The sequence below is a fragment of the Paenibacillus xylanexedens genome (assembly GCF_001908275.1).
Taxonomy (GTDB): domain Bacteria; phylum Bacillota; class Bacilli; order Paenibacillales; family Paenibacillaceae; genus Paenibacillus; species Paenibacillus xylanexedens_A.
Map to the genome: position 1 here is coordinate 6,375,353 of NZ_CP018620.1, position 20,156 is coordinate 6,395,508.

Here is a 20,156-nt window from a genome sequence, read left to right on the forward strand (position 1 = left end):
CGCTTAAAGCCAACGTAACATAGAGTACAGGAGAATGTGCTCCTGACCAAAAGTCAGAGGGTGAATCGTGTGAAAGTATTATTCACGTTTTATGTTCCGAGCGGTGGCGTGGATACGTTAAATCGACTGCGCACCGCTGTTCTGAAACGCCATGGCATTGAAGCGCACCTATTGTATCTCAGCACAGGCTCGGGATTGCAGAACAACAGTGATACACCCATTTTCACCGCGTCCAGTGACGAGGATATCCATCATATCATCCATACTCATCATTATGATGCCATCATTGCCACTTCAGACATCGCTATGCCCGGCCGCTTGAGAGGACTTGGTTATACCGGACGAATTATTTTTGAAGCGCAGGGACTCGGAACACGCGATCAAGCTCTGGAAACGATACAGATGGGTGTCCCTTACCTTCAAGCTCATTGTGATGCTGCCGTTATACCTCCCACAGACCACCTGCTGGATATGTTCATTCATATCTGTCCTTGGCTTCATCGGTTTGTTATTCCCAATATGCTGGATACCGACACCTTCGCACCAATCTTGGTGGATACCCCACCCTATCCGGTGCTGGCTTGGGTAGGACGACTTGAACACAACAAAAACTGGCGTGAATATTTAATCATATCGAGTGAACTCGTCAAAAAAAATCCAAAAGCCAGACTATGGTTGTTCCACGATCCAACTTTGGCTAATCCAGAAGATGAAGTCATGTTCCGGCACATGCTGGCAGAATACGGGCTTGAAGATAAAATTGGCATCTTTATCAATGTTCCCCATTCTCAGATGCCTACCTACTATTCCATGATCGCGGCTTCAGGAGGTATCATGTTGTCCACTTCTCTGCTCGAAGGATTCGGTTATGCCGTCGCTGAAGCCATCTCTTGTGGCTGCCCTGTACTTAGTACGGATTCGGACGGTGTGCGTTCATTTATCACACATAATAAGACTGGAAAGTTTTATCCGATTGGCGATGTCAAGGCAGCTGTAGCCGAAGCAAAGGACCTCATGAAAAACAAGAAACTGCGTGAGTATATTCGCATTCAGGGCAGACAGCATATGAGCTTGTCTTTTTCACCAGATCGATATGCCATTTCTTTCCGTGAAATGATGACAGCACTGCGAATTTTCCATTGAGCATAGCAAAAAAGGCAGTTCAGCAAAATTTCTCTGAACTGCCCTATTATGGTTTTTATAGAGTCTTAGTGTCCCATCATCATCGCGGGATCAGGCTTGTCGCCATTTTGAAGTTCTTCTTCCGGCATCGGTTTTGGTTTCCGCAGAATCAGACTGAGCAAACATCCGAACAATGCAATACAAGCGGCCAGGAAGAACGTATCATTGAAACCAGCCACCAAACCATGCACGATAGCGGTCGGCTCTGTACTCGTTGTATTGTCTGCGATTCTTGAAGTCAGGAAGCCTGTAAGCCCTGCAACCGCAAAGGACACGACTACTTGCTGTGCAGCAGCCGTGAGCGGTGTCACCCGTCCAACCAACTTACGCGGAGCAGCATTTAATACATGCGTATTGAGTGGCATCATGGACAAGCCCATACCCAGACCCATCATGACCAGAGCCGTTATAATCAGGCCAAGACCTGTCTCTGCCGTGATGGAGGACAGAATAAACAATGCTCCCGAGATAATACCCAGACCCACGAAGGCAAGAGGTCTAGCACCGATTTTATCAAACAATCGACCACCAAGCGGCATACCCACTCCGGAAGCCAATGCCTGTGGCAGTAGAATCAATCCTGTTTCCAGTGCAGTGTAACCTTTGATCTGCTGCAAATAAAGCGGGATCAGGATCATCGCACCGAACAGCGCCACTTGTGACACCCATGCGAGAATAATTCCCCGTGAGAAATCAGATGATTTGAATACCCGGAGTTCGAGCAATGGATTTTGATGACGAAGCTCCACAATAATGAACAAAATGAGCGCTACACCACCCACAATGACACCCGTCAAAGTTGTTGCAGACGTCCAGCTCGTTCCACCCTCACTCACACCGTAAGCCAGCATCGAGAACGCAATTGGCGCCAGAATCATGCCGAGCAGATCCAGTGCAGGTGTGCGTCCACGATCTGTATCCGGCAAAAACTTGATACATAGAATGAAAGCTGCAATACCAATGGGCAAGTTAATCAGGAAGATCCAGTGCCAGCTCAGTGATTCAATAAACCACCCGGACAACACCGGACCCAATGCGGGGGCAAGCAGCATGGGAATTCCCAGCATCCCCATGATGGAACCTCTTCGCTCAGGAGGAGCCAGACGAAAGACCATCGCCATACCAATAGGAGCAACCATGCCTCCACCAAGGCCTTGAATGATACGGTAAATGATTAATTGCTCAGGTGATTGAGCGATCGAGCATAATACAGAACCCAAGGTAAACATGGCAATGGTGAACAGAAACACTCTTTTGGCACCAAAACGGTCCGTTAACCAGCCTGCCAGTGGAATAACCGCAGACAAAGCCAGGGTATAACCCGTAACCGTCCATTGAATGGTCTTCAGGTCGGTCTCGAAATATTGAACCAGATTCGGAATGGCCACGTTCACCACCGTGCTGTCCAGTATAACCATGATCATACCGACGATAATAGCCAGGAGTGGCAGTATAATCGTTTTGATTGAAAACTCTGCGGGCTCCTGGGATACTGCTGTTTGTTCTTTCACGTTCTCCACACTCTTTTCCAGCCAGGAGATCGCAGGCTTAGCCATGCGTCTCACTCGCCCTATATTGACGACTAATTTCAAACTATCGTTTTAAATCGTCGTTTTAAACTTTCGTTTAATACTGATCTAATTCTAATGAAAATACCTTTGCTGTCAAGCTATTTTTTCAGACAATTCTACTATGGATGCACCACAAAAAAATGGAACAGGCACCTTCCCTGCTCCACACGTTGGTAAATCATGATTATGCAATGATGTCCATATCAATCCGCAAGCTTCATCATCTGATATTCTGACAGTATGCCCAATGTCTGACCGTGAATACTTCTGCAATATATTCGAATAACCAGATGCTTCGGTGAAGAACTGTTGCTGATGATCCTCAGTTCATAAGGCTCGGATGACACATCCAGATTATGAATGACCTGATTACCGCTCGCTCCCCCCGAATTTGACGTTAGGTGAAAAAGGTGTCGATACAGTTCTCCGTGAATACTGGCTCCACCAACAAATACATCCGTCCCTTCCTCGCCGCCCACATAGGCCAACTCCACATCCATGTACTTGACGGGAACAAATGTCTGTAACAGATTCTCATGAATCTCAAGTAAATATACCGCCACTGTAGATCCCTCCTTCGGAGCACATGAACCTTCCTGTACATAGGATATGCTTCATCTCGTCCATTGCCATTTGCATTCACCCATTTTCGACCAATTACACGGAAATGCCCGACCTTCCGGTCCTCTTTTTTCATAGAATAAAAGGATAGAAGCTCGGCCGGTGCAGGCCGTGACAAGGAGGTCGCTATGAAAGTTCTGCTCGTTACGTATTGGGAGCTTACACATATGGGAGGCATATGGACATATGTTAAACAACTGGCCGACAGGTTAATCGCACTTGGTGTAGAGGTTGATATCATGGGCACAAATGGTGCCAATAACGAAGTATATGTTCGTAATCTGAACCGAGCTTTCTCCAAGGATAAGGTGTGGCCCATGCTGCAAGCCAAACTCAATCCGACTGATCTGCCACAATTCACTGCTGATCCTCTTCTCGCTTATTATGAACTGAATAGATATGCCTTCGAGATGGCAGCCGCTTATCTGGGAGTGGACCACTATGACGTTATTCATGCGCAAGATCCGGTAGCTGCCGTAGCCATAAAACGCATCTTGAATCGCAATATCCCACTGGTTACAAGCTATCATGGCGCTCTTGCACGTGAAGCCTTTTACGATGCTCAAAATTCCAACCCACAGCTTACTCTCCCTTCATATTTGCAATCCAAGCGTGGACGTTATTTTCTCTCATTGGAAGAACGAAGTGCAGCACAGTCTGAGCTCATTCTCGTGTCAAGCCACTGGATCAAGAGTACGCTTACAGAACTTGCCGTTCCTGAATCAAAGTTCAGACAGATTCCCTATGCTGTTGATCTGCCAGCCTACCGTGCCTCAGCAGCTGTGAAGTTCCGCCAGCGACCACCTGCGGGCAAGAAAGTCATTGCCTTTACCGGACGACTTGAATACATCAAGGGCGTTCATGTGTTAATCAAGGCCTTAGCGAGTCTGAAAAATAAACGTTCCGATTGGGTCTGCTGGATCGCAGGAGAAGGCAATCTAACCGATGAATTGCGGTCACAGGCCACGTCAACGGGGATTGGAGCCGATGTTGTGTTCTGGGGCAAGCTGGACAATATTCCTTCCTTCCTGCGCCATGCAGATATCTATGTCCAGCCCAGTCTGCAGGACACCCAGCCGTTCTCCGTTACTGAAGCGCAACTGGCGGGTGTACCTGTTATCGTCAGTGGCACAGCCGGCATGCCCGAGATGGTTGAACCTGGACGTACGGGATGGGTTGTTCCTCCGCAGGATGTCGACTCGCTCCGTGAACTGTTGGATGCACTACTTGAGGATGATGTTACCCGAAGAACAGTGGGTGCGGCGGCGAAAGCCTGGGCTGAACAACACCGATCACTGGAAGTGATGGGATTTCGTACATTTCAAGTCTACCAAGAAGCCATTTACAGAGGAGGACATACCATATGACGTTACTTGTACCGAGTGATCTATACAATCGCTGGTTTTCGACTCCTGTTTCCACACCTCACATCAACGTGGATTACGCTGTAATGAATGAATTGATGAAAAAGCTGCCTAAAGGATATATATTTCCCGATCCTGCATCCATGGCGATCATGAATTCAAAAGATTGAGTTGTCCATTGATATGCCGTCTTCATATAACATGCCGAAATATCAAACAAGGGGTGTCCCATCTGTCATATGAATGACTGAGGGCACCCCTTTTGTTCGCTTCAAATGTGTTCTAACGGACCGAGAACACTCTATTACAGATCTCTCTAATCTGTCGCCAACTTGGAATACATATTCAGATCACTGAACGTTTCGCCTACCCTCTCGTATGCTCTGAGAGTACCTTCATATGTGAAATTGAGCTTTTGTAATAGCTTGATAGAATTCACATTATCGGGGTCAACCTTTGCCTCAATACGATTCAGCTTCATAGTCGAGAATGCATGAGCTAATAAAGAAGAGATCGCTTCCGTAGCATATCCTTTCCCCCATTGTGATCTGGCAATGTCATACCCGATTTCTGCTTTAAGATTGTCAAAATCCAGTGAATTATAACCACATGAACCTATGATTTCGTTGGACTCTTGCACAAGGATAGAGAACCGAATGGCCTTGTTTTCCTGAGCAAGATCATTCAGAAGATTAATCATGGCTATAGCTTGATTTTCATCCGTAAAATGAGTGATATTCATAAATCTAGTTACATCCGGATCAGACCAAATTTTAAACAAGCTGGCCGCATCCGATACGTTCATTTTTCGCAAATATAACCGTTCTGTGTGTAACTCTGTAATCAATACTCTTACCTCCATTAGTTTATTAATAGTTGGGTTTAAGATATTGATATCTGCGCATAGTCCAGTCCCTTCCGTGTATGAATCATTTCATTATACAGAGACTTCAGCAATCGATCACCCTTTCTGTCCACGTATCTGTCCATAGAGCAAAAAAAGAGCTTCCACTTATAACACTTAAAAAGTGCTTCATAAGGGTGCTCTCCTGTCCATTTAACACCTATTCCATTTCAGCCATCGTTGCCAAATCCATCTACTTCCAGTACCCGCCAACCTGAAGCAAGTTAAACAGAATAGGCCGATGCTTCTCTTGAACTTTTTCCATCTCGGCAACCAGTGCCTTGAAGTGACGTTTGGTTCCCATCGCCTCATGCAATCGGTAACACATCAGAGGTTCATTGTAGTAGAACAGCTCATACATTGGAAACAGCCTCATCCACATCTCATAGTCATGGGTGTAGCGAAAATCAGTGTCGAACAGTCCAAACCGCTCAAATGCTTCCATCTCTAACATGACAGTACAGCCGTTGATCGGACAACCTTCCAGTAGTACCTGCAACATCTCCAGACGACTTCCCACTTCCGGATGCACCGTATCCAACCATTCACTCTTCTCATTCACATAATGGTAGGCACCATGGCAGAATGAAGCCTTGACCTCGCGCATAAACGTCAGTTGTTTCTCCACCCGGTCCAGCAACATCACATCATCTGAGCTGAGCCAGACAAAGTAATCCCCTGTTGCCTGCTTGATGCCCTCATTTAATGCTGTCGCGGTTCCACCGTTTTCTTTGCGAATATAGCGGATGGAATCCATGAATGGCTGTAGCCGCTCCACGTGCTCGGTTGACCCATCATCCACCACGATGACTTCGATATGCGGATACGTCTGGTGAATGGCACTGTGAACAGCCTGCTCGATATAAGCACAATTGTAAAAAGGAATGACGATCGATACTTTTGGCTCCATTCGGGCCTTCCCCTCCTCTTACTGTCTTAGGTGAAATGCTGCGCAAAGAGGGCGTTAATCAGCCATCTTTTGGCTTTCTTAACTGCCCTCCCTACGCTACCCGCCAAGCGTCGCTATTCGCTGCAACAGCGGTTCCCGATATCTGGACCATACCATGGATGCCTCTCTGCCGATGACATCCGCATGACGTACCGATCCCATTCCACCATGCCACCGATAGGCAGTAAGCGGTTCATTCAGATATGGGAACCGATGACCGTTCAGTACAATACGCATCCAGAGATCCAGATCATGGGTGTAGGGAAGAAGTTCATCGAACAGCCCCACTCCGCTAAAGAGATCCTTGCGAATCATGACCGTGCAGCCATTCACCGGATTGCCGTTAACAAACCGTCGTAGTAAATCCATATCCGACATCGGTTCAGGCCCACCATGCATTTTGGTAACTGCCGAATGCTCGTTGATATAATGAAAGTTCGTATGGGAGACGAGCACATTCTCGCGTTGCATAAACTCCAGCTGATAACGAATTTTATCCGGATACAGATAATCATCCGAACTGAGCCAGGCTACATAATCACCAGAGGCATGGCGGATGCCATGATTAAGTGCCGAAGCCGTCCCGCCATTGCTTTTGCCAAGCACATTAATATAAGGAAGATAGGGTTGAAGCAACTCTGCATGCCGGGTTGAACCGTCATTCACAACAACGATTTCCACATCGGGATACGTCTGGTTCAGCGCACTCTGAATCGCCTGAGGCACATAAGGGCAGTTGTAGAATGGAATGACAATGGATACTCTCGGATTCAACTTGTCGTCCTCCCTTGCTGGACACGAACATCACTCAGGATATCCTGAAGTGATGTGGCAAATGGAATCATCGGCTGCCAGCCAAGCTTGCGCAGCAGTGATAATTCCTCCTGTTTCCCCGAACCATCCGGACCAGAAGATGCCCCATCCCAGCGAACAGGAACTTCCGCTTCTGTCATGGATAACAGCAGATCTGCAATTTCACCAAGACTGCGCTCAACTCCAGACACCACCGGGTATACTGTACCGCTGGACCCGTGTACCAGGAGGGTCGCATACGCTCTGACGGCATCCCGCACATCCAGAAAGTCACGGGTATTGTCCCGTCCGGACAGACGGAATGCCTCGGTTTTGCCCGCCTGCTCACAGGCAACAACATGGCGTGCAAGCAGTGAACAGATGCCTGTGGAAGGACCCGCACCAATCAGATTGCCTGGCTCCGCCAGCATGATCTGTTGTCCGAAGAGCGACATCCACGACAAGGAGACCATCTCTTCCAGCGCTTTACTGAGACTGTATGGATGCGGAGGCTGGGGAATCTGGCCAGGTTCCGGCGTATATTTTAACCGCGATCCTACAATAACGGTTCGTGCTGTCGGACAACTGCGAAGCGCATCCAGCAGATACAGCACGGCCATCACATTGGTCTCCAGGACCAGTAGTGGATCAGACCACGAATCAGGCACTGAATTTTTGCCAGCGAGATGCAGCACATAGTCGGGCTGCACCTCGCCGATCAGATGACGTACTTGCTGTTTATCGTTCAGATCACAGACATGGACTTGTGCACCTTTACCGAATGAATACACATCCGGCCTCCGGACTACCGCTGCAACCACTGCACCCGCTTCCCGAAAATAAGATACGGCATGTCGCCCGGTAAAACCGGAAGCGCCTGTAATCAGCACTTTTTTGCCTCTCAGCTCTGCTCCATCCATAATGCCAACTCCTTCAGCATTGTAGAATAATCCGGCAGGTCTGTCTTCACATCCTCGCGAGTGGACACCAGCGTACGGTCCTGCACTACACTGTCATCGCGCACAATCGTCACATCCTGCTTATCCCAGGTCTGCTTGAACAATACAAGCAGGTCATGCTTGCTGACAGGTGCCGGATGAGCTAAGTGGATCAGACCACTAACCGATGAGGCCAGGTAATGGTCTACCCATTTGGCCAGCTCAAGGGTGGTCACACCGTTCCAGAATACGCGGGTATACCCCCCAACTTCACCTGTGCTGGACATAAACCATTGCATCAGACCAATGCCGCCCTGGCGAATCTCGGGTCCAATGATGGACGTACGGATCGTCAGATGACCTTCATCCTGAACTTCGCCAAGTGCTTTGGTGATGGCGTAAGCTGAAGTCCCATCCGTAACATCATCTTCCCGATATGCTCCCCGTTCTCCACTGAACACACAGTCCGTGCTGATATGAATCAGGCGTGCACCAATCGTATCTGCAACCCGCCGCAGACGATGTGGCAGGAAACCGTTAATATGATATGCAGTAATTTTGTCCTCATCTGCGAAGTTGTTCAACACACCTACAGCATTAATAATCACATCCGGGTGCACAGCTTCTACCAATCGATCAACCATGAAGCTGTCGTTCACATCCAGGAGCAGACCATTGGGGTCCGTTACATCCCGAGATGTGTAGAAGACGCTGTGTACACCTTGACGGCGGAAATAGTCGACCAAAATATGGCCGGCCATTCCGTTTCCACCAAGTATCAGCAGTTTCATGACAAGAATCCTCCGCGTTTCAGAATTTCACGAATCTCCTCTTTGGTCATGAGTTGGTGTTCAGAACTGAAACTGTTAAAGGAGACCGGAGGACAATTGGTATAATGTTCACGCAGGCCCGGTATGCCCAGGGTAGGAAGAATTACCAGGTACTGCTCATCGTAGACAACGGTGGTCATGCTCTCGAATTCACTCATCAATATTTCATGGATTTTCTCCCCTGGACGAATGCCCCGTTCCACAATGCTCACATTCTCCACACCGGAATCCTCAATCAGTACTTCCGCGAGATCAACGATTTTGCAGGTAGGCATTGTCATGACAAAGATCTCTCCACCGACACTTTCCACCGAAGCTTTGAACAGCAAGGTAATTGCGTCCTTCAGCGTAAGAAAGAATCGAGTCATACTCATATCCGTGATGGAGACCTGCCCTTTCTGGCGGATCTGATTCTTGAACAGATGTACCACACTTCCGTTTGTTCCCAGTACATTCCCGCCCCGTACCGTAACAAACTTGGTATCGCTGTGTAACAAGTTTGCATATACAATTAATTTCTCGCCGATCGCTTTTGTCATGCCATAGAAGTTGGACGGATTGGCAGCCTTGTCAGTCGAGATATAGATTACTTTTTCCACCTTGTTCTCAATAGCGGCCTCAATTACGTTCTGTGTACCAATCACATTGGTTTTGAGTGCTTCGTACGGTTGGTCTTCACACACCGGAACATGCTTGAGCGCTGCCAGATGAAATACATAGTCCACATGCTGGCAAGCCGCCGTCAAGGCGTCCTTGTCACGAATATCTCCAATCCGGAAATGAAGACGCGGGTCTTCAAATTCACGACTCATAGCCACTTGGCTAGACTCGTTCCGGGAATATACAATAATTTCTTTGGGCTGCTGGGGCAGTAGTTGAGCCACAAGTTCATAACCCCATGATCCCGTACCGCCAGTCACGAGTATACGCTTATTTTCAAACATGCATTTTCCCTCCAAGCAGAAATTTAACCACTTTACTGGATACATCTGTGGCTTTGTAACCTTGCGGGCAATCCCAGTCGCTAGACATCTTTGTCATGACTTTCACGCAATCAGCGATGCGCGCGGCATCCAGACCGGAGACTACATTGCTGCCGCAATCGACCGTTTCCGGCCGCTCGGTAGTTCCACGCATCGTTACGGTCGGCACGCCCATAATGCAACACTCCTCCTGCACGGTACCGCTATCCGTAAGCGCACAACGTGCATGACGTTCAAGCATTACAAAGTCGAAGAATCCAAACGGCTCGTGAAACTCCACCAACGGGTTCATCTCCAGATGCAGATGCTCCGCAATCCGGATCGCTGTACGCGGATGAATACTGCAGATTACACGCAATCCGTGTTCTTCTGCGACCTGGTTCAGTCCTTTCATAATCTCCAGCAAATGAGGGGCATGATCCACATTCTCGGCTCGATGGGCAGTAACCAGGAAGTATTGCCCGGACTTCAGCTTGAGCTTCTTCAGTATTTTGCTGGAACTTACTTGCGCGTCGTAGTGCTGCATGACTTCATAGATGGGATTGCCCGTTAGCACGATGCGCCTGCTTGGTACCCCTTCACTGACCAAATGTTTCTTGCTCTGTTCCGTGTAAGGCATATTAACGGTGGAGATGGCATCAATAACCTTACGATTTTTCTCCTCAGGCACATCCAGGTCGAAGCAACGATTGCCTGCTTCCATATGAATAACAGGAACACCCATGCGCTCAGCCAATATTGCACATAATGCGCTATTGGTATCGCCGAGCAGCAGCAATTTATCGGGCTTCTCCTGCAATATCAGATCTTCCATCTGCGTAAACATCGAGGATAGCTGTCGTCCCAGAGTGGCCGCTTCATCCTGAAGAACGTAATCCGGTGCGCGCAGGCCCATTTCCTTGAAAAAGAGACCGCTGAGACTTTCCGTGAAGTTCTGTCCCGTATGCACCAGAATATGTTTGGACGCGTACTGGTCCAGCTTGGAGATGATCAGGCTGAGCCGTATGATCTCAGGTCTCGTACCCAGCACCGTCATGATCTTCATCGTAATCCCTGCCTTCATCTTGTATTGGAACCCTTGCGCCCTGCTCGGCTACGTCCCGCTTTGGCAGATTTGCGTCTGCGACTAGCCGATTTCCCCATATGCGGACGCGGTCCCTTCGTTGTACGGGTTCTCCCCTTACGTCTGCCAGTTCCGGAAGTACGTTTCAGCCCCTCACGGTCTCGGCGAGAATGAGGTGCAAGTGGCTTGCGACGACGTTTCCGCGTTTTGCCCCTCTGTTGAATCGGCTTTGCAGCCGGGACAGTACCTGAGGCAGCAGGAGCATCGTGACCCAATGCGATTGGAGGTAATGAGGAATGTGGCAACGCCTGTATGACGGTCAGTGGGAATAATAGTGCTCGAACCGTAGTCGGCTCCAGAACCAGTAAAGTGCGTAGTCCTCCCTCCCCATGGGTATACACAGGTCCATTCGGAGGTTGGATATAAGCAAACCATCCGGGAAAACGCAATAACCACTGTGTCACCATCGTATGCAGTTTCGTTCGGTAGGTTTCAACGCCGTAGAGCCTTTCCGCTTCTGTCCGATTACGCCACCCCGTATTCGAGGCCAGCTCTGCATCATTCAGCAAGGTTGTTGCCAAGGTGACAAGCGCTTCGGTATCACCCGGCGGGGCCAGAAATGCATCACTGCCTACGGATTCCATTAATTCCTTCAGTCCACCCTGTGCAAAAGCGATGACCGGTTTGGCAAAATAGAGACCCTCCAGTGCGGTCATGCCAAATCCTTCTTTGACCATGCTTGGGATGACCAGGATATCCATCGCGGTATATGCCAGAGATACGTTCTCTTCAAATGTGGTGAAGGTAAACCGGCGTGAATACCCGGATTTTTTCACCCGTGATACACACTCGTCGTAATACTTTTTATCCGATGCTGCCCCGATGATCCAGAAGCGACAGCGCGAATGTGTTTCACAGATCCTCAAGGCCATATCCACAAAAGGTTTCAACCCTTTGGCATCATATATAAATGAAGAAATATAACCGATACAGGTCTGCGATGATTTGAAACCGAGCTCCTTACGCTTGCGTTCGCGCAGATGAACCCAGCGGTCCGGTGCTGGTAGCGCGGGTTCCCAAGTTGGGGATATGATGGTCACTTTGTCACCCATGCCGGCTTCCTGGAAAGGGGCTACCGCTGTCTCGGATATACCGATAATCCAATCCGCGTAACGACCAATCATCTGGATCGCCTCGGTTGTATGTTCATTCGTATGAATAATCTCGGTAATCTTCCAGATGATCGGAATCTGAAGGAACTTTGCCGCTACAGCCGGCATCACATTAACGCAGGTGTTCGTTAACACTATATCGGGAGCAGTCTCCCGTATTAGGGAGACTGCTTCCTGATACGCTGGCGTATGGCGAAGATGCTCCGCATCATCTGCAATGCCCAGGTAAGGTGTGTACACACCGTGAAGCATCGGCAGAGTGCATATTTTGACCTGAATGCCGAATCTCCGCGCAAGCCCCGCAAGCTTCCCCTCCTGAGGGACTACGAGCACACATTCAAAGATCGTACCGATCTCTCTCATAAAATGAAGCAGCAGCTTCTCGGCGCCTGTAATGCTGCGAGTATTGCACACATGTGAAAATAACATCATCTTTGGTTTCGTTGCCATGGCCGCACGGACCCTGTATACGGGTATCCGATACAGGGTACTGTGCACACCTCCTCCCGGCCAGAATTAAGGGAATATGATGGTTAACATTTCATTAATTCTTTTGCCATACGTGTGGTCTTTCAGTGTACGTTCAAGTCCACGAAGTGCAATCTCACGGCGTTCCTTTTCATGAGTAAGATAATATTCCACTTTGTCGAGTAACTCCTGCGGCGAGGAATATGTCTCAATCTCCACACCCGGTTTGTAGAAGCGCGCAATGTCATCCCGGGCGTCGGTCAGCTGTAGCGTCGTGGACGCGGCAATTTCAAACGTTCTCGGGTTTGGTGAAGCTGGCGGGATTTTGAGGTGATTATTATTGACGGAATCATCTTCGTGGGATCGATGCAGGTTGATGACAATTTTGGTGCCATTGTACACATCATTGGTCTCCGGCGGACTCATCCAGCGCCCGAGCTCAATCTTCTCGCCATAGGCAGTATAGTCAGGCAGACGGTCCCACCAAATTCCGTTAAATACCGTATTGTGTGACATCAACTGAGGCATGATCGGATTGAAGAAGTATACCCGGTTCCAGTAGGCCGAGCCGATAAAGCTGACATCCCGTTTTAACGGGGAAGGAGTTGTAATCGGAAAGTAATGATTAGTGAATGCGGCAAAAGGGAGGTAGTGAACGGACGCGCATCCGATTTGTCGATATAGATCGATACAGTTCAGTTCCAACGTGAAGACATGGTCAAAATGTGTCACAATATCCAGCGTCATATCTGTATAGTACGGATCATCTGTGAGCCAGATCGCCGTCTGAATGCCCGCTTGGCGAATCGCATCGATATGATCGATGGGGATATCCATTCCATCCAGCACAAGCACAAGATCAGGACGCGTCTGCAGCGCAATTTCAGAAATCGGTTGACGCGGATCAGAGAGGGTTACTTGAGCTACCATACCCTGTAGCGTGGCCATAATAGCCTCATCCAACGGGGAGTAAGGGAAGCCTTTACCCGAGGATACATACAGCACGTGAAGCTGTCGGAAAGGCAACGGTTCCTGTGCACAATTCACAATATAGTTGGCGCGACCACGCAGATATCCTTCTTCCTTACCTGCGTCATATCCGGCATGTTGCCCATTTTTGCGTGCTTGATCAGCCAGGCTCAGTACGGGTGCATGAATCTTTTTGGTTTTACGGTGTTTGAGAGACATACCGCCACTCCTTTATTTTTTGGGATAGTGTTCTTGTTGATGCTGCACTTCAGACGGGGATTACAAATGTTCCAGCAACTGACCGATCCGGCGAGTGAATGTATGCTGGTTCATCGTGGTGAGAAGTCCACGCCACGCCATCGCCTGTCGTTCTTCTTCATGCTTCAGATAATAGTGGATCTTGCGCTGAAGTTCTGCTGCGTTGGTGAACGTCTCGATGTCATATCCCGGCTTATAATAACGGGGTAAATCTGCACGTGCATCCGTAATCTGCATTGTGCCACATGCGCTGATCTCATACGTGCGTGGATTAATCGAGTGACCTTTAAGATGATGTGTATTGCGATTGTCTTCCCCATTCTCGCAAGTCCGGTGAATGTTAATGACAATCTTGGCGCCATTGTAATAATCTACTGTCTCTCCAGGAGCAATCCATCCTTCGTGGATGAAACGGCCTAGTACATCATAGCGTGTCAACCGATTCCACTGGCTACCCGCAATGAATACCTTTTTGTCCGCAAGAAAAGGGGCCAGCTCATCAAACAAGGCAATCCGGTTCCAGAATCCGGTACCGATAAAACAAATGTCGTGCTGATGCTGCGGTGCCGCGCGCCGCGGTTGAAACATGCCTGGATTCACCGCGAGTGGCATATAGATGACCTGGTTCGCTCCATGTCCCAGGTAGAAGGGCACCGCGGCCTCTTCATGCGTGAACACGATATCATAGTGCTGGCAAAGGAACGTTGTATCTTCGGTGAAATACGGATCATCCACAAACCACACGGCAGTTCGGATACCGAGTGCACGTATGCCATTCACCTGCTCTACATGATCTGCGGGGAATACATGCAGACCATTCATGACAAGCACGACATCGGGCCGATGCTGACTGGCTTCCTGCAACATCGCTGCTGGCGATCCAACAACGCATTCACGTACAGATTGCTGCAGAGCCAAGGTGACACCTTCATCGATGGCATCGAATCCTTGCGGGATATATAACACCTTCATGTCCCGCAGGATCGGTTCAAACATCTGCACCCGCTCCATCATGGCTTGACAGCCGCCGAATCTGCGGCCTTCTGCATATCCGCCGTGGTAAGCCGTTTCCGCTTCGGTCAGCGGACGGTGCCTTCGTTTTGCCACATTCTTCACCCTGTCTTCCTTCAGGAGATCTCACTTCCAGACTCTCCCCGAGATTGGTCTTCCCTCTAAAGGATATGCCTCGGGGTCAGATGCATCATGGACGGGTGTCCTGCAAGGCGCAAAATTGGCGCTTGCCCTCCACATCCGCCTGTACGGGCATGTCCGCTTTTGCGGCGATGCAAATAACCCGGAGGGATCTGTCCCCCCGGGCTAACTGTTAAACAGGTATCATTCCATGCAGGAATAATCCTATCTACTCGGTTACTGTGCTTTGTATGCCAGCTGATGTCCGTCCTCGAATCCCTTGGCGAAACCCGCGTTGAATCCCTCGTTGTACGCCTCGTTGTATCCCTGGCTGTACGCACCGTCCGGGTTCGGATCGGTAGGGGTAGCCGGGACGACTGGTTGTACGGGCTTTGGACTCCGGTGCCGCCGTACCGTACGTTTCTTTTTTTTGAGCCACGCACTGCGTCCTTTAAGTGGGCGTTTGTGAAGAACACGTTTGGCTCTGAGCGCACGCAGCTTGCGAATTTTGCGCAGACGGGCTCCACGGGTTAACAAAGCTCTTTTGGTTCTCAGTCGTATTTTCTTCTTCTTTAACATGTCAACATTCCTCCTGTATGTCCCGAACGATACGAATTGCACACCCGGGGTCTTTGAGCCACGGCAAGCCAGGCTCCCCATGCTGGATTCGGGCCAGCCTGATTCCCGTAACCATACGAGACATTTCTGCCTGATAGCGACTCAGCAAACGAATGTTCTCGGCCAGACTGCGGGCGGATACTTCCGAATGAGCGGTTACACTGGCTACACTGTCCAGAATGCGTGCCAGCGCCTGCTGACTGTGTGCAATGGATTCAATGAGCGCCAGTTTGGCTTCCTGCTCACGCCGCATCAGACTCATTTTCCCATGTCTCCCAGATCCATGCCGCCAAACATGCCACCGTCCATACCGCCGCCATCTTCGCTATCGTTCTGCACCATCACCGCTTTGAGATTGTTGCACAGTCCGGTCTCCATCCGGGTTAATCCTTCCAGCAATTCCACCAGCTGATCATGCATTTTAAGCGGCTCGCCTACCTGATCCCCATGCGTCAGAAAGGTATCCCCATTCAAATGATTCAGCGTCCAGTTCCGTACCTTCTCGGCCTCAATCGCCTTTGCCTCCAGAATCAGGGCAATATTCCACTGCATTTTGGCTGCTGCGTCCAGCATCAGAATGAGACTCTGTTCTCTACTCATGTTCCATCACCCGCCTTCCGGGCTTATTCTTCCTCTTGAACCGCGATCTCCCGCATGACTTGGGTCAGCGTTTCGGCTACAGCCTCTTCCAGATCTGCAAGGCCCCCCAAGTAAGAGATAATGCTTTTGTTGATTTGCCCAGAGCTATCCAGCAGACCGTCAACGCCATCCAACTCCGGTTCGATATCTGGCAAATGATTGATGATTTCAGACATGCGTACAGCGACTTGGCGTTTGGCATCCAGCACACGTGCGATCTGCTGGTGAGAGTGTGCAATATGTGTGATGATTTCATCGATTTTGCTCTGCATGGTCCTCCTCCTTACCGTCACGGCCTGCTTCACCCATAGAAAAACCCGGCCTATCAGCATTTGCCTGTTACAGCATATGCCGGGCCGGGATCGTCAGTTACTAAAGCTTGCGCCTATATCGTCAGATGACATAACTCCAGTCGGAAGAATATCGACTGAGGAATTGGCGAGTACGTTCCTGCTTGGGACGTACAAACACCTCTTCCGGGGTTCCTTCCTCCACAACGGAACCTCCATCCATGAAAACAACCCGATTTGCCACCTCACGGGCAAACCCCATTTCATGGGTGACTACAATCATGGTAATCCCCTCTTGAGCAATGGAGCGGATGACAGACAACACTTCTCCCACAAGCTCAGGGTCCAGCGCCGAGGTCGGTTCATCAAACAAAATCACTTCGGGATTCAGTGCCAATGCTCTGGCGATGCCAACCCGTTGCTGTTGTCCACCTGACAACATACTTGGATACTCATTGATTTTGGCAGACAGTCCGACTTGTTCAAGCACGCGCAAGGCACGCGTACGGGCAGCGGCTTTGGACATTTTCTGGGCAATAATTAAACCTTCCGTTACGTTATCCAGCACCGTCTTGTGTTTGAACAGATTATAATGCTGGAATACCATCGCCGTTTTTCGTCTCAACTGCACAATGTCATGTTTGCGTGCATGCTTGCAATCGACGGTCAATCCACTGATCTGAACCTCGCCCTCATCGGCACGTTCCAGAAAATTGACGCAGCGCAGCAGCGTTGTTTTGCCTGATCCACTCGGTCCAAGGATCGCTACGACATCGCCCTGTTCCACGGTCAGATCAATTCCCTTCAATACTTCCTGCTTGCCAAAAGTTTTGTGTATGTTGGTTAGTGTAATCATGACACGCCTCCTTTGCTGTACACGGCAACCCGACGTTCAAGCAGAGCAGTGATCCGCTCGGCAATGATGGTCAGCCCCCAATAGATAAACGCTGCGGCGATAAAGGCCTCCAGAAACTTCAGACTGACGGATGCCACCACATCCGCTTTACCGAGTATATCCATCTGAGACACGGTAAAAGCGAGTGTTGATCCATGCAGGAACCCAACAAACATACTGCACAGGTTAGGCAATACCGCCCCGATCGCTTGAGGGATGATGATGCGCCTTAAAGCCTGGAATGTGCTCATACCTACAGCGTGAGCCGCCTCCATCTGGCCGATATCCACAGCAAGAATGCCTGAACGGATAATCTCGGACATATAAGCGCCCGCAGTGAGGGAGAAAGCAATCAGTACAAATACGAGAATTGGAATCGACGAGGATTGGAAAGCCCAACCGTAACGTTCCGACAGCTTATCGATAATCATCGGAATACCGTAATAGATGAGGAATAGATGCATCAGCATCGGTGTTCCACGCAAGAATGAAACGTAGAAGTCAGCAATGCGGTGAATCCACCGCACGCGATAGATACGGATTAGAGCTGTAGCCAGACCGATTCCGAAGCCTGCAATCAACGGAACAATCGTAATGACGAGTGTCAGTGGCAATGCCTTCAGGATTTGAAAAAAAGATGTATAGATAAACTGGAGATCAATCGACATATGCTCACCCCGCTATTCGTTTCAGTGAGAGTTCAAAAAGTCTGGTTTTCAGTACCGAGAAGATGCCGCCAGGCATGATTCGTAATCAAAAGCGGACTTTTTGAACAACCTCTTTCAGGCGTTTGGCTCGAATTGCCGGTTTGTGTACAACTCTTTTGCGTTCATGACGCTGGAGTCTGCGTTCTGCAAAGGCGAATCCTTTTTCAAGCACAATAACAATGACATAATAGACCACAGACAGACTGATATACACTTCAAGTGCATGCGATGTAGCCGAAATTAACGTCTGCCCTCTGCCCACCATATCCATGACACCAATGGAGAAGGCCAAAGAAGTATCCTTCAATGAACCGATTAACGTATTGGCCATGTTCGGAAAAGCAACAATCAGTGCCTGCGGAACAACAATCCGCCGAAAAGACTGGAATGTGGTCATACCCGCAGCATAGGCAGCTTCCGTCTGACCTTTATCCACACTGCGCACCGCTCCGCGAAAGATCTCGGCAAAGGATGCCGCGTCACTAAGCGCATAGGTCACAATGACAAATAACAACGGGTCGGTCCTCGACAGGTCGATGCCAATGGGTTTGAGCAACTCGGGAAGTCCGTAATACACCAGGAACAATTTGATCAGGATCGGTGTGCCCCGCATGAATGAGACGTACAGGGTAGCCAACTGGCTTAGTACCGGAATCCGATACAGCCGGGGAACGGCCAGAAGCACGCCGCCCACCAGTCCAAGCACGATGGAACCACCCAGTACAATCAGTGTTATATGCAAATATCGTAGCAGTTCCGGGATGAAATCCAGAACCAATGACAGATCAAATGATTTTCCCATTACCGCCGCACACCTTTCTCAGACTACTCTTCAACCGTATAGTCAGCTCCAAGCCACTCTGTGCTCAGTTTGCCTAACGTTCCATCTTCTTTGATCGCTTTGAGTGCTTCGTCCACTTTGGTTTTGAGCTCCTGCTCATCTTTGTTCAGAATAAAGTACACTTTGGAGTTAGAGAGGGCATCTCCTACCGTTTTCAGCTGAGCATCAACCGCCTTATTCTGATAATCAATGGCAAACTGAGTGCTGATGGTGGCATCCACCCGGCCTGTTTTAATCTGAGTAATGGTATCCTCACCCGCTCCGGAATAAACGATATCAATCCCGTTGCCGTTCGCTGCATTCCATTTCTCAGCAAGTACAGCCGCATTACTTGTAGCACCAACAATCAGTTTTTTTCCTTTGAGATCCTCAATCGATTTTACTTCCTCATTTTTCTGACTTACGACGATTTTATTTGGAAAAATATTATAGGCTTCATCATTAAACAGGAACTTGGCCTGTCTCTCATCATTCACTTCCATCTGGTGAGCGATCAGGTCAATTTTTTTCGTTTCCAGACTCAGCAGCAGATTTTTGAAATCCATCGTGCTGAATTCGAATTCATACTCAGGCAAACGTTTGTCGATCTCCCGGATCAGTTCCACATCATAACCTGTTAACTTGCCATTCTCATCAATGAAGCAGACATTCGGAAACTGTGTACCTGTTCCTACAATGATCTTTTTCACTTTGGTGTCGCCTGCTGCCGAAGCAGATTCTGAATCATTACTTGCAGTTCCTGTGCTGCATCCAGCCAGTACCGCCAGCATTGTAATGAACAGCAGTGCTGTCCGGAATTTTTGAATCCCCCGTTTTTTAACCATTCCCAATCTCCTCCACAGGCTGTTATCACAGCGAATATGATGTGTACTCCCATTCCTCTCCCTATTAACAAACCATTCTTACTTGTATAGTCGGAATTAGGTTGAACAAAGAATATCATTACACATCATCTTAGGGCAATAACTAAA

At 49.1% G+C, this 20,156-nt stretch carries 23 protein-coding genes; 3 read left to right on the forward strand and 20 right to left on the reverse strand.

All coding sequences use genetic code 11. The annotated features are described in order from the left end of the window. Window positions 1-69 precede the first annotated feature (69 nt). The gene (locus BS614_RS27775; protein ID WP_244898215.1) at window positions 70-1,143 is read left to right on the forward strand and encodes a glycosyltransferase family 4 protein; all 1,074 of its coding nucleotides are present in this window, start codon (window positions 70-72) and stop codon (window positions 1,141-1,143) included. A gap of 65 nt (window positions 1,144-1,208) precedes the next feature. Here the strand turns inward: BS614_RS27775 and BS614_RS27780 are convergent, their stop codons facing one another. Then, the gene (locus BS614_RS27780; RefSeq protein ID WP_223199769.1) at window positions 1,209-2,738 is read right to left on the reverse strand and encodes a DHA2 family efflux MFS transporter permease subunit; all 1,530 of its coding nucleotides are present in this window, start codon (window positions 2,736-2,738) and stop codon (window positions 1,209-1,211) included. A 218-nt stretch (window positions 2,739-2,956) separates the two neighbouring features. Continuing rightward, window positions 2,957-3,316, reverse strand: coding sequence for a hypothetical protein (locus tag BS614_RS27785; protein WP_074096300.1), 360 nt, complete (start codon window positions 3,314-3,316; stop codon window positions 2,957-2,959). 186 nt (window positions 3,317-3,502) lie between these two features. Between BS614_RS27785 and BS614_RS27790 the strand changes: the two genes are divergently transcribed. Both BS614_RS27790 and BS614_RS31885 read left to right on the forward strand, forming a co-directional pair. Then, on the forward strand, window positions 3,503-4,741 hold the full coding sequence (locus tag BS614_RS27790; protein WP_074096301.1) for a glycosyltransferase family 4 protein: 1,239 nt from the start codon (window positions 3,503-3,505) through the stop codon (window positions 4,739-4,741). Further along, window positions 4,738-4,908: a hypothetical protein gene (locus BS614_RS31885; protein WP_164783209.1), complete on the forward strand. Its 171-nt coding sequence runs from the start codon at window positions 4,738-4,740 to the stop codon at window positions 4,906-4,908. Before BS614_RS27790 ends, BS614_RS31885 begins: the two co-directional genes overlap by 4 nt. 146 nt (window positions 4,909-5,054) lie before the next feature. Here the strand turns inward: BS614_RS31885 and BS614_RS27795 are convergent, their stop codons facing one another. The 18 genes from BS614_RS27795 to BS614_RS27880 form a co-directional block, all read right to left on the reverse strand. Next, window positions 5,055-5,585 carry a GNAT family N-acetyltransferase gene (locus tag BS614_RS27795; RefSeq protein WP_074096302.1) on the reverse strand — a complete coding sequence of 177 codons (531 nt, stop codon included), beginning with the start codon at window positions 5,583-5,585 and terminating at the stop codon, window positions 5,055-5,057. A gap of 250 nt (window positions 5,586-5,835) precedes the next feature. After that, window positions 5,836-6,552: a glycosyltransferase gene (locus BS614_RS27800; protein ID WP_074096303.1), complete on the reverse strand. Its 717-nt coding sequence runs from the start codon at window positions 6,550-6,552 to the stop codon at window positions 5,836-5,838. A 96-nt stretch (window positions 6,553-6,648) separates the two neighbouring features. After that, window positions 6,649-7,365 (reverse strand): glycosyltransferase, encoded by a 717-nt coding sequence (locus BS614_RS27805; protein ID WP_074096304.1) that lies wholly within the window; start codon window positions 7,363-7,365, stop codon window positions 6,649-6,651. Further along, a complete protein-coding gene (locus BS614_RS27810; RefSeq protein WP_036605843.1) occupies window positions 7,362-8,303 on the reverse strand; it encodes an NAD-dependent epimerase/dehydratase family protein in 942 nt (313 codons plus the stop codon). The genes BS614_RS27805 and BS614_RS27810 overlap by 4 nt, the downstream gene beginning before the upstream one ends. Further along, window positions 8,285-9,112 (reverse strand): dTDP-4-dehydrorhamnose reductase family protein, encoded by an 828-nt coding sequence (locus BS614_RS27815; RefSeq protein WP_036605842.1) that lies wholly within the window; start codon window positions 9,110-9,112, stop codon window positions 8,285-8,287. The genes BS614_RS27810 and BS614_RS27815 overlap by 19 nt, the downstream gene beginning before the upstream one ends. Further along, entirely contained in the window at window positions 9,109-10,095 is a 987-nt protein-coding gene (locus BS614_RS27820) for a polysaccharide biosynthesis protein (RefSeq protein WP_017692517.1), read from the reverse strand. Before BS614_RS27820 ends, BS614_RS27815 begins: the two co-directional genes overlap by 4 nt. Beyond that, window positions 10,088-11,179, reverse strand: coding sequence for a non-hydrolyzing UDP-N-acetylglucosamine 2-epimerase (gene wecB, locus BS614_RS27825; protein WP_074097022.1), 1,092 nt, complete (start codon window positions 11,177-11,179; stop codon window positions 10,088-10,090). The genes BS614_RS27820 and wecB overlap by 8 nt, the downstream gene beginning before the upstream one ends. Window positions 11,180-11,193: 14 nt before the next feature. After that, window positions 11,194-12,819: a glycosyltransferase family 4 protein gene (locus BS614_RS27830; protein ID WP_157116222.1), complete on the reverse strand. Its 1,626-nt coding sequence runs from the start codon at window positions 12,817-12,819 to the stop codon at window positions 11,194-11,196. A gap of 66 nt (window positions 12,820-12,885) precedes the next feature. Further along, window positions 12,886-14,025, reverse strand: a complete 1,140-nt coding sequence (locus BS614_RS27835) for a CgeB family protein (RefSeq protein WP_074096306.1) — start codon at window positions 14,023-14,025, stop codon at window positions 12,886-12,888. Between the two features lie 60 nt (window positions 14,026-14,085). Beyond that, the gene (locus BS614_RS27840) at window positions 14,086-15,180 is read right to left on the reverse strand and encodes a CgeB family protein (RefSeq protein ID WP_074096307.1); all 1,095 of its coding nucleotides are present in this window, start codon (window positions 15,178-15,180) and stop codon (window positions 14,086-14,088) included. A gap of 252 nt (window positions 15,181-15,432) precedes the next feature. After that, a complete protein-coding gene (locus BS614_RS27845; RefSeq protein WP_084174788.1) occupies window positions 15,433-15,774 on the reverse strand; it encodes a hypothetical protein in 342 nt (113 codons plus the stop codon). Between the two features lies 1 nt (window position 15,775). Further along, entirely contained in the window at window positions 15,776-16,075 is a 300-nt protein-coding gene (locus BS614_RS27850; RefSeq protein WP_017692511.1) for a hypothetical protein, read from the reverse strand. After that, on the reverse strand, window positions 16,072-16,413 hold the full coding sequence (locus tag BS614_RS27855) for an alpha-helical endospore appendage domain-containing protein (protein ID WP_017692510.1): 342 nt from the start codon (window positions 16,411-16,413) through the stop codon (window positions 16,072-16,074). The genes BS614_RS27850 and BS614_RS27855 overlap by 4 nt, the downstream gene beginning before the upstream one ends. Window positions 16,414-16,436: 23 nt before the next feature. Continuing rightward, complete coding sequence (locus BS614_RS27860) at window positions 16,437-16,724, reverse strand: hypothetical protein (protein WP_017692509.1); 288 nt, start codon at window positions 16,722-16,724, stop codon at window positions 16,437-16,439. A 121-nt stretch (window positions 16,725-16,845) separates the two neighbouring features. Next, window positions 16,846-17,598, reverse strand: coding sequence for an amino acid ABC transporter ATP-binding protein (locus BS614_RS27865; RefSeq protein ID WP_074096308.1), 753 nt, complete (start codon window positions 17,596-17,598; stop codon window positions 16,846-16,848). Next, window positions 17,595-18,305: an amino acid ABC transporter permease gene (locus tag BS614_RS27870; protein ID WP_074096309.1), complete on the reverse strand. Its 711-nt coding sequence runs from the start codon at window positions 18,303-18,305 to the stop codon at window positions 17,595-17,597. Before BS614_RS27870 ends, BS614_RS27865 begins: the two co-directional genes overlap by 4 nt. A gap of 85 nt (window positions 18,306-18,390) precedes the next feature. Further along, window positions 18,391-19,146: an amino acid ABC transporter permease gene (locus tag BS614_RS27875; RefSeq protein WP_036605839.1), complete on the reverse strand. Its 756-nt coding sequence runs from the start codon at window positions 19,144-19,146 to the stop codon at window positions 18,391-18,393. Window positions 19,147-19,169: 23 nt separating this feature from the next. After that, entirely contained in the window at window positions 19,170-19,991 is an 822-nt protein-coding gene (locus BS614_RS27880; protein ID WP_036673581.1) for a transporter substrate-binding domain-containing protein, read from the reverse strand. Window positions 19,992-20,156: the final 165 nt, after the last annotated feature.

Coding starts and splice junctions, on each gene's coding strand:
- BS614_RS27835 (WP_074096306.1), bottom strand. CDS start 14,025: ATGTCTCTCAAACACCGTAAAACCAAAAAGATTCATGCACCCGTACTG.
- BS614_RS27865 (WP_074096308.1), bottom strand. CDS start 17,598: ATGATTACACTAACCAACATACACAAAACTTTTGGCAAGCAGGAAGTA.
- BS614_RS27815 (WP_036605842.1), bottom strand. CDS start 9,112: ATGAAACTGCTGATACTTGGTGGAAACGGAATGGCCGGCCATATTTTG.
- BS614_RS27850 (WP_017692511.1), bottom strand. CDS start 16,075: ATGAGTCTGATGCGGCGTGAGCAGGAAGCCAAACTGGCGCTCATTGAA.
- BS614_RS27830 (WP_157116222.1), bottom strand. CDS start 12,819: ATGGCAACGAAACCAAAGATGATGTTATTTTCACATGTGTGCAATACT.
- BS614_RS27870 (WP_074096309.1), bottom strand. CDS start 18,305: ATGTCGATTGATCTCCAGTTTATCTATACATCTTTTTTTCAAATCCTG.
- BS614_RS27790 (WP_074096301.1), top strand. CDS start 3,503: ATGAAAGTTCTGCTCGTTACGTATTGGGAGCTTACACATATGGGAGGC.
- BS614_RS27820 (WP_017692517.1), bottom strand. CDS start 10,095: ATGTTTGAAAATAAGCGTATACTCGTGACTGGCGGTACGGGATCATGG.
- BS614_RS27800 (WP_074096303.1), bottom strand. CDS start 6,552: ATGGAGCCAAAAGTATCGATCGTCATTCCTTTTTACAATTGTGCTTAT.
- BS614_RS27810 (WP_036605843.1), bottom strand. CDS start 8,303: ATGGATGGAGCAGAGCTGAGAGGCAAAAAAGTGCTGATTACAGGCGCT.
- wecB (WP_074097022.1), bottom strand. CDS start 11,179: ATGAAGATCATGACGGTGCTGGGTACGAGACCTGAGATCATACGGCTC.
- BS614_RS31885 (WP_164783209.1), top strand. CDS start 4,738: ATGACGTTACTTGTACCGAGTGATCTATACAATCGCTGGTTTTCGACT.
- BS614_RS27875 (WP_036605839.1), bottom strand. CDS start 19,146: ATGGGAAAATCATTTGATCTGTCATTGGTTCTGGATTTCATCCCGGAA.
- BS614_RS27780 (WP_223199769.1), bottom strand. CDS start 2,738: ATGGCTAAGCCTGCGATCTCCTGGCTGGAAAAGAGTGTGGAGAACGTG.
- BS614_RS27855 (WP_017692510.1), bottom strand. CDS start 16,413: ATGAGTAGAGAACAGAGTCTCATTCTGATGCTGGACGCAGCAGCCAAA.
- BS614_RS27860 (WP_017692509.1), bottom strand. CDS start 16,724: ATGCAGAGCAAAATCGATGAAATCATCACACATATTGCACACTCTCAC.
- BS614_RS27845 (WP_084174788.1), bottom strand. CDS start 15,774: ATGTTAAAGAAGAAGAAAATACGACTGAGAACCAAAAGAGCTTTGTTA.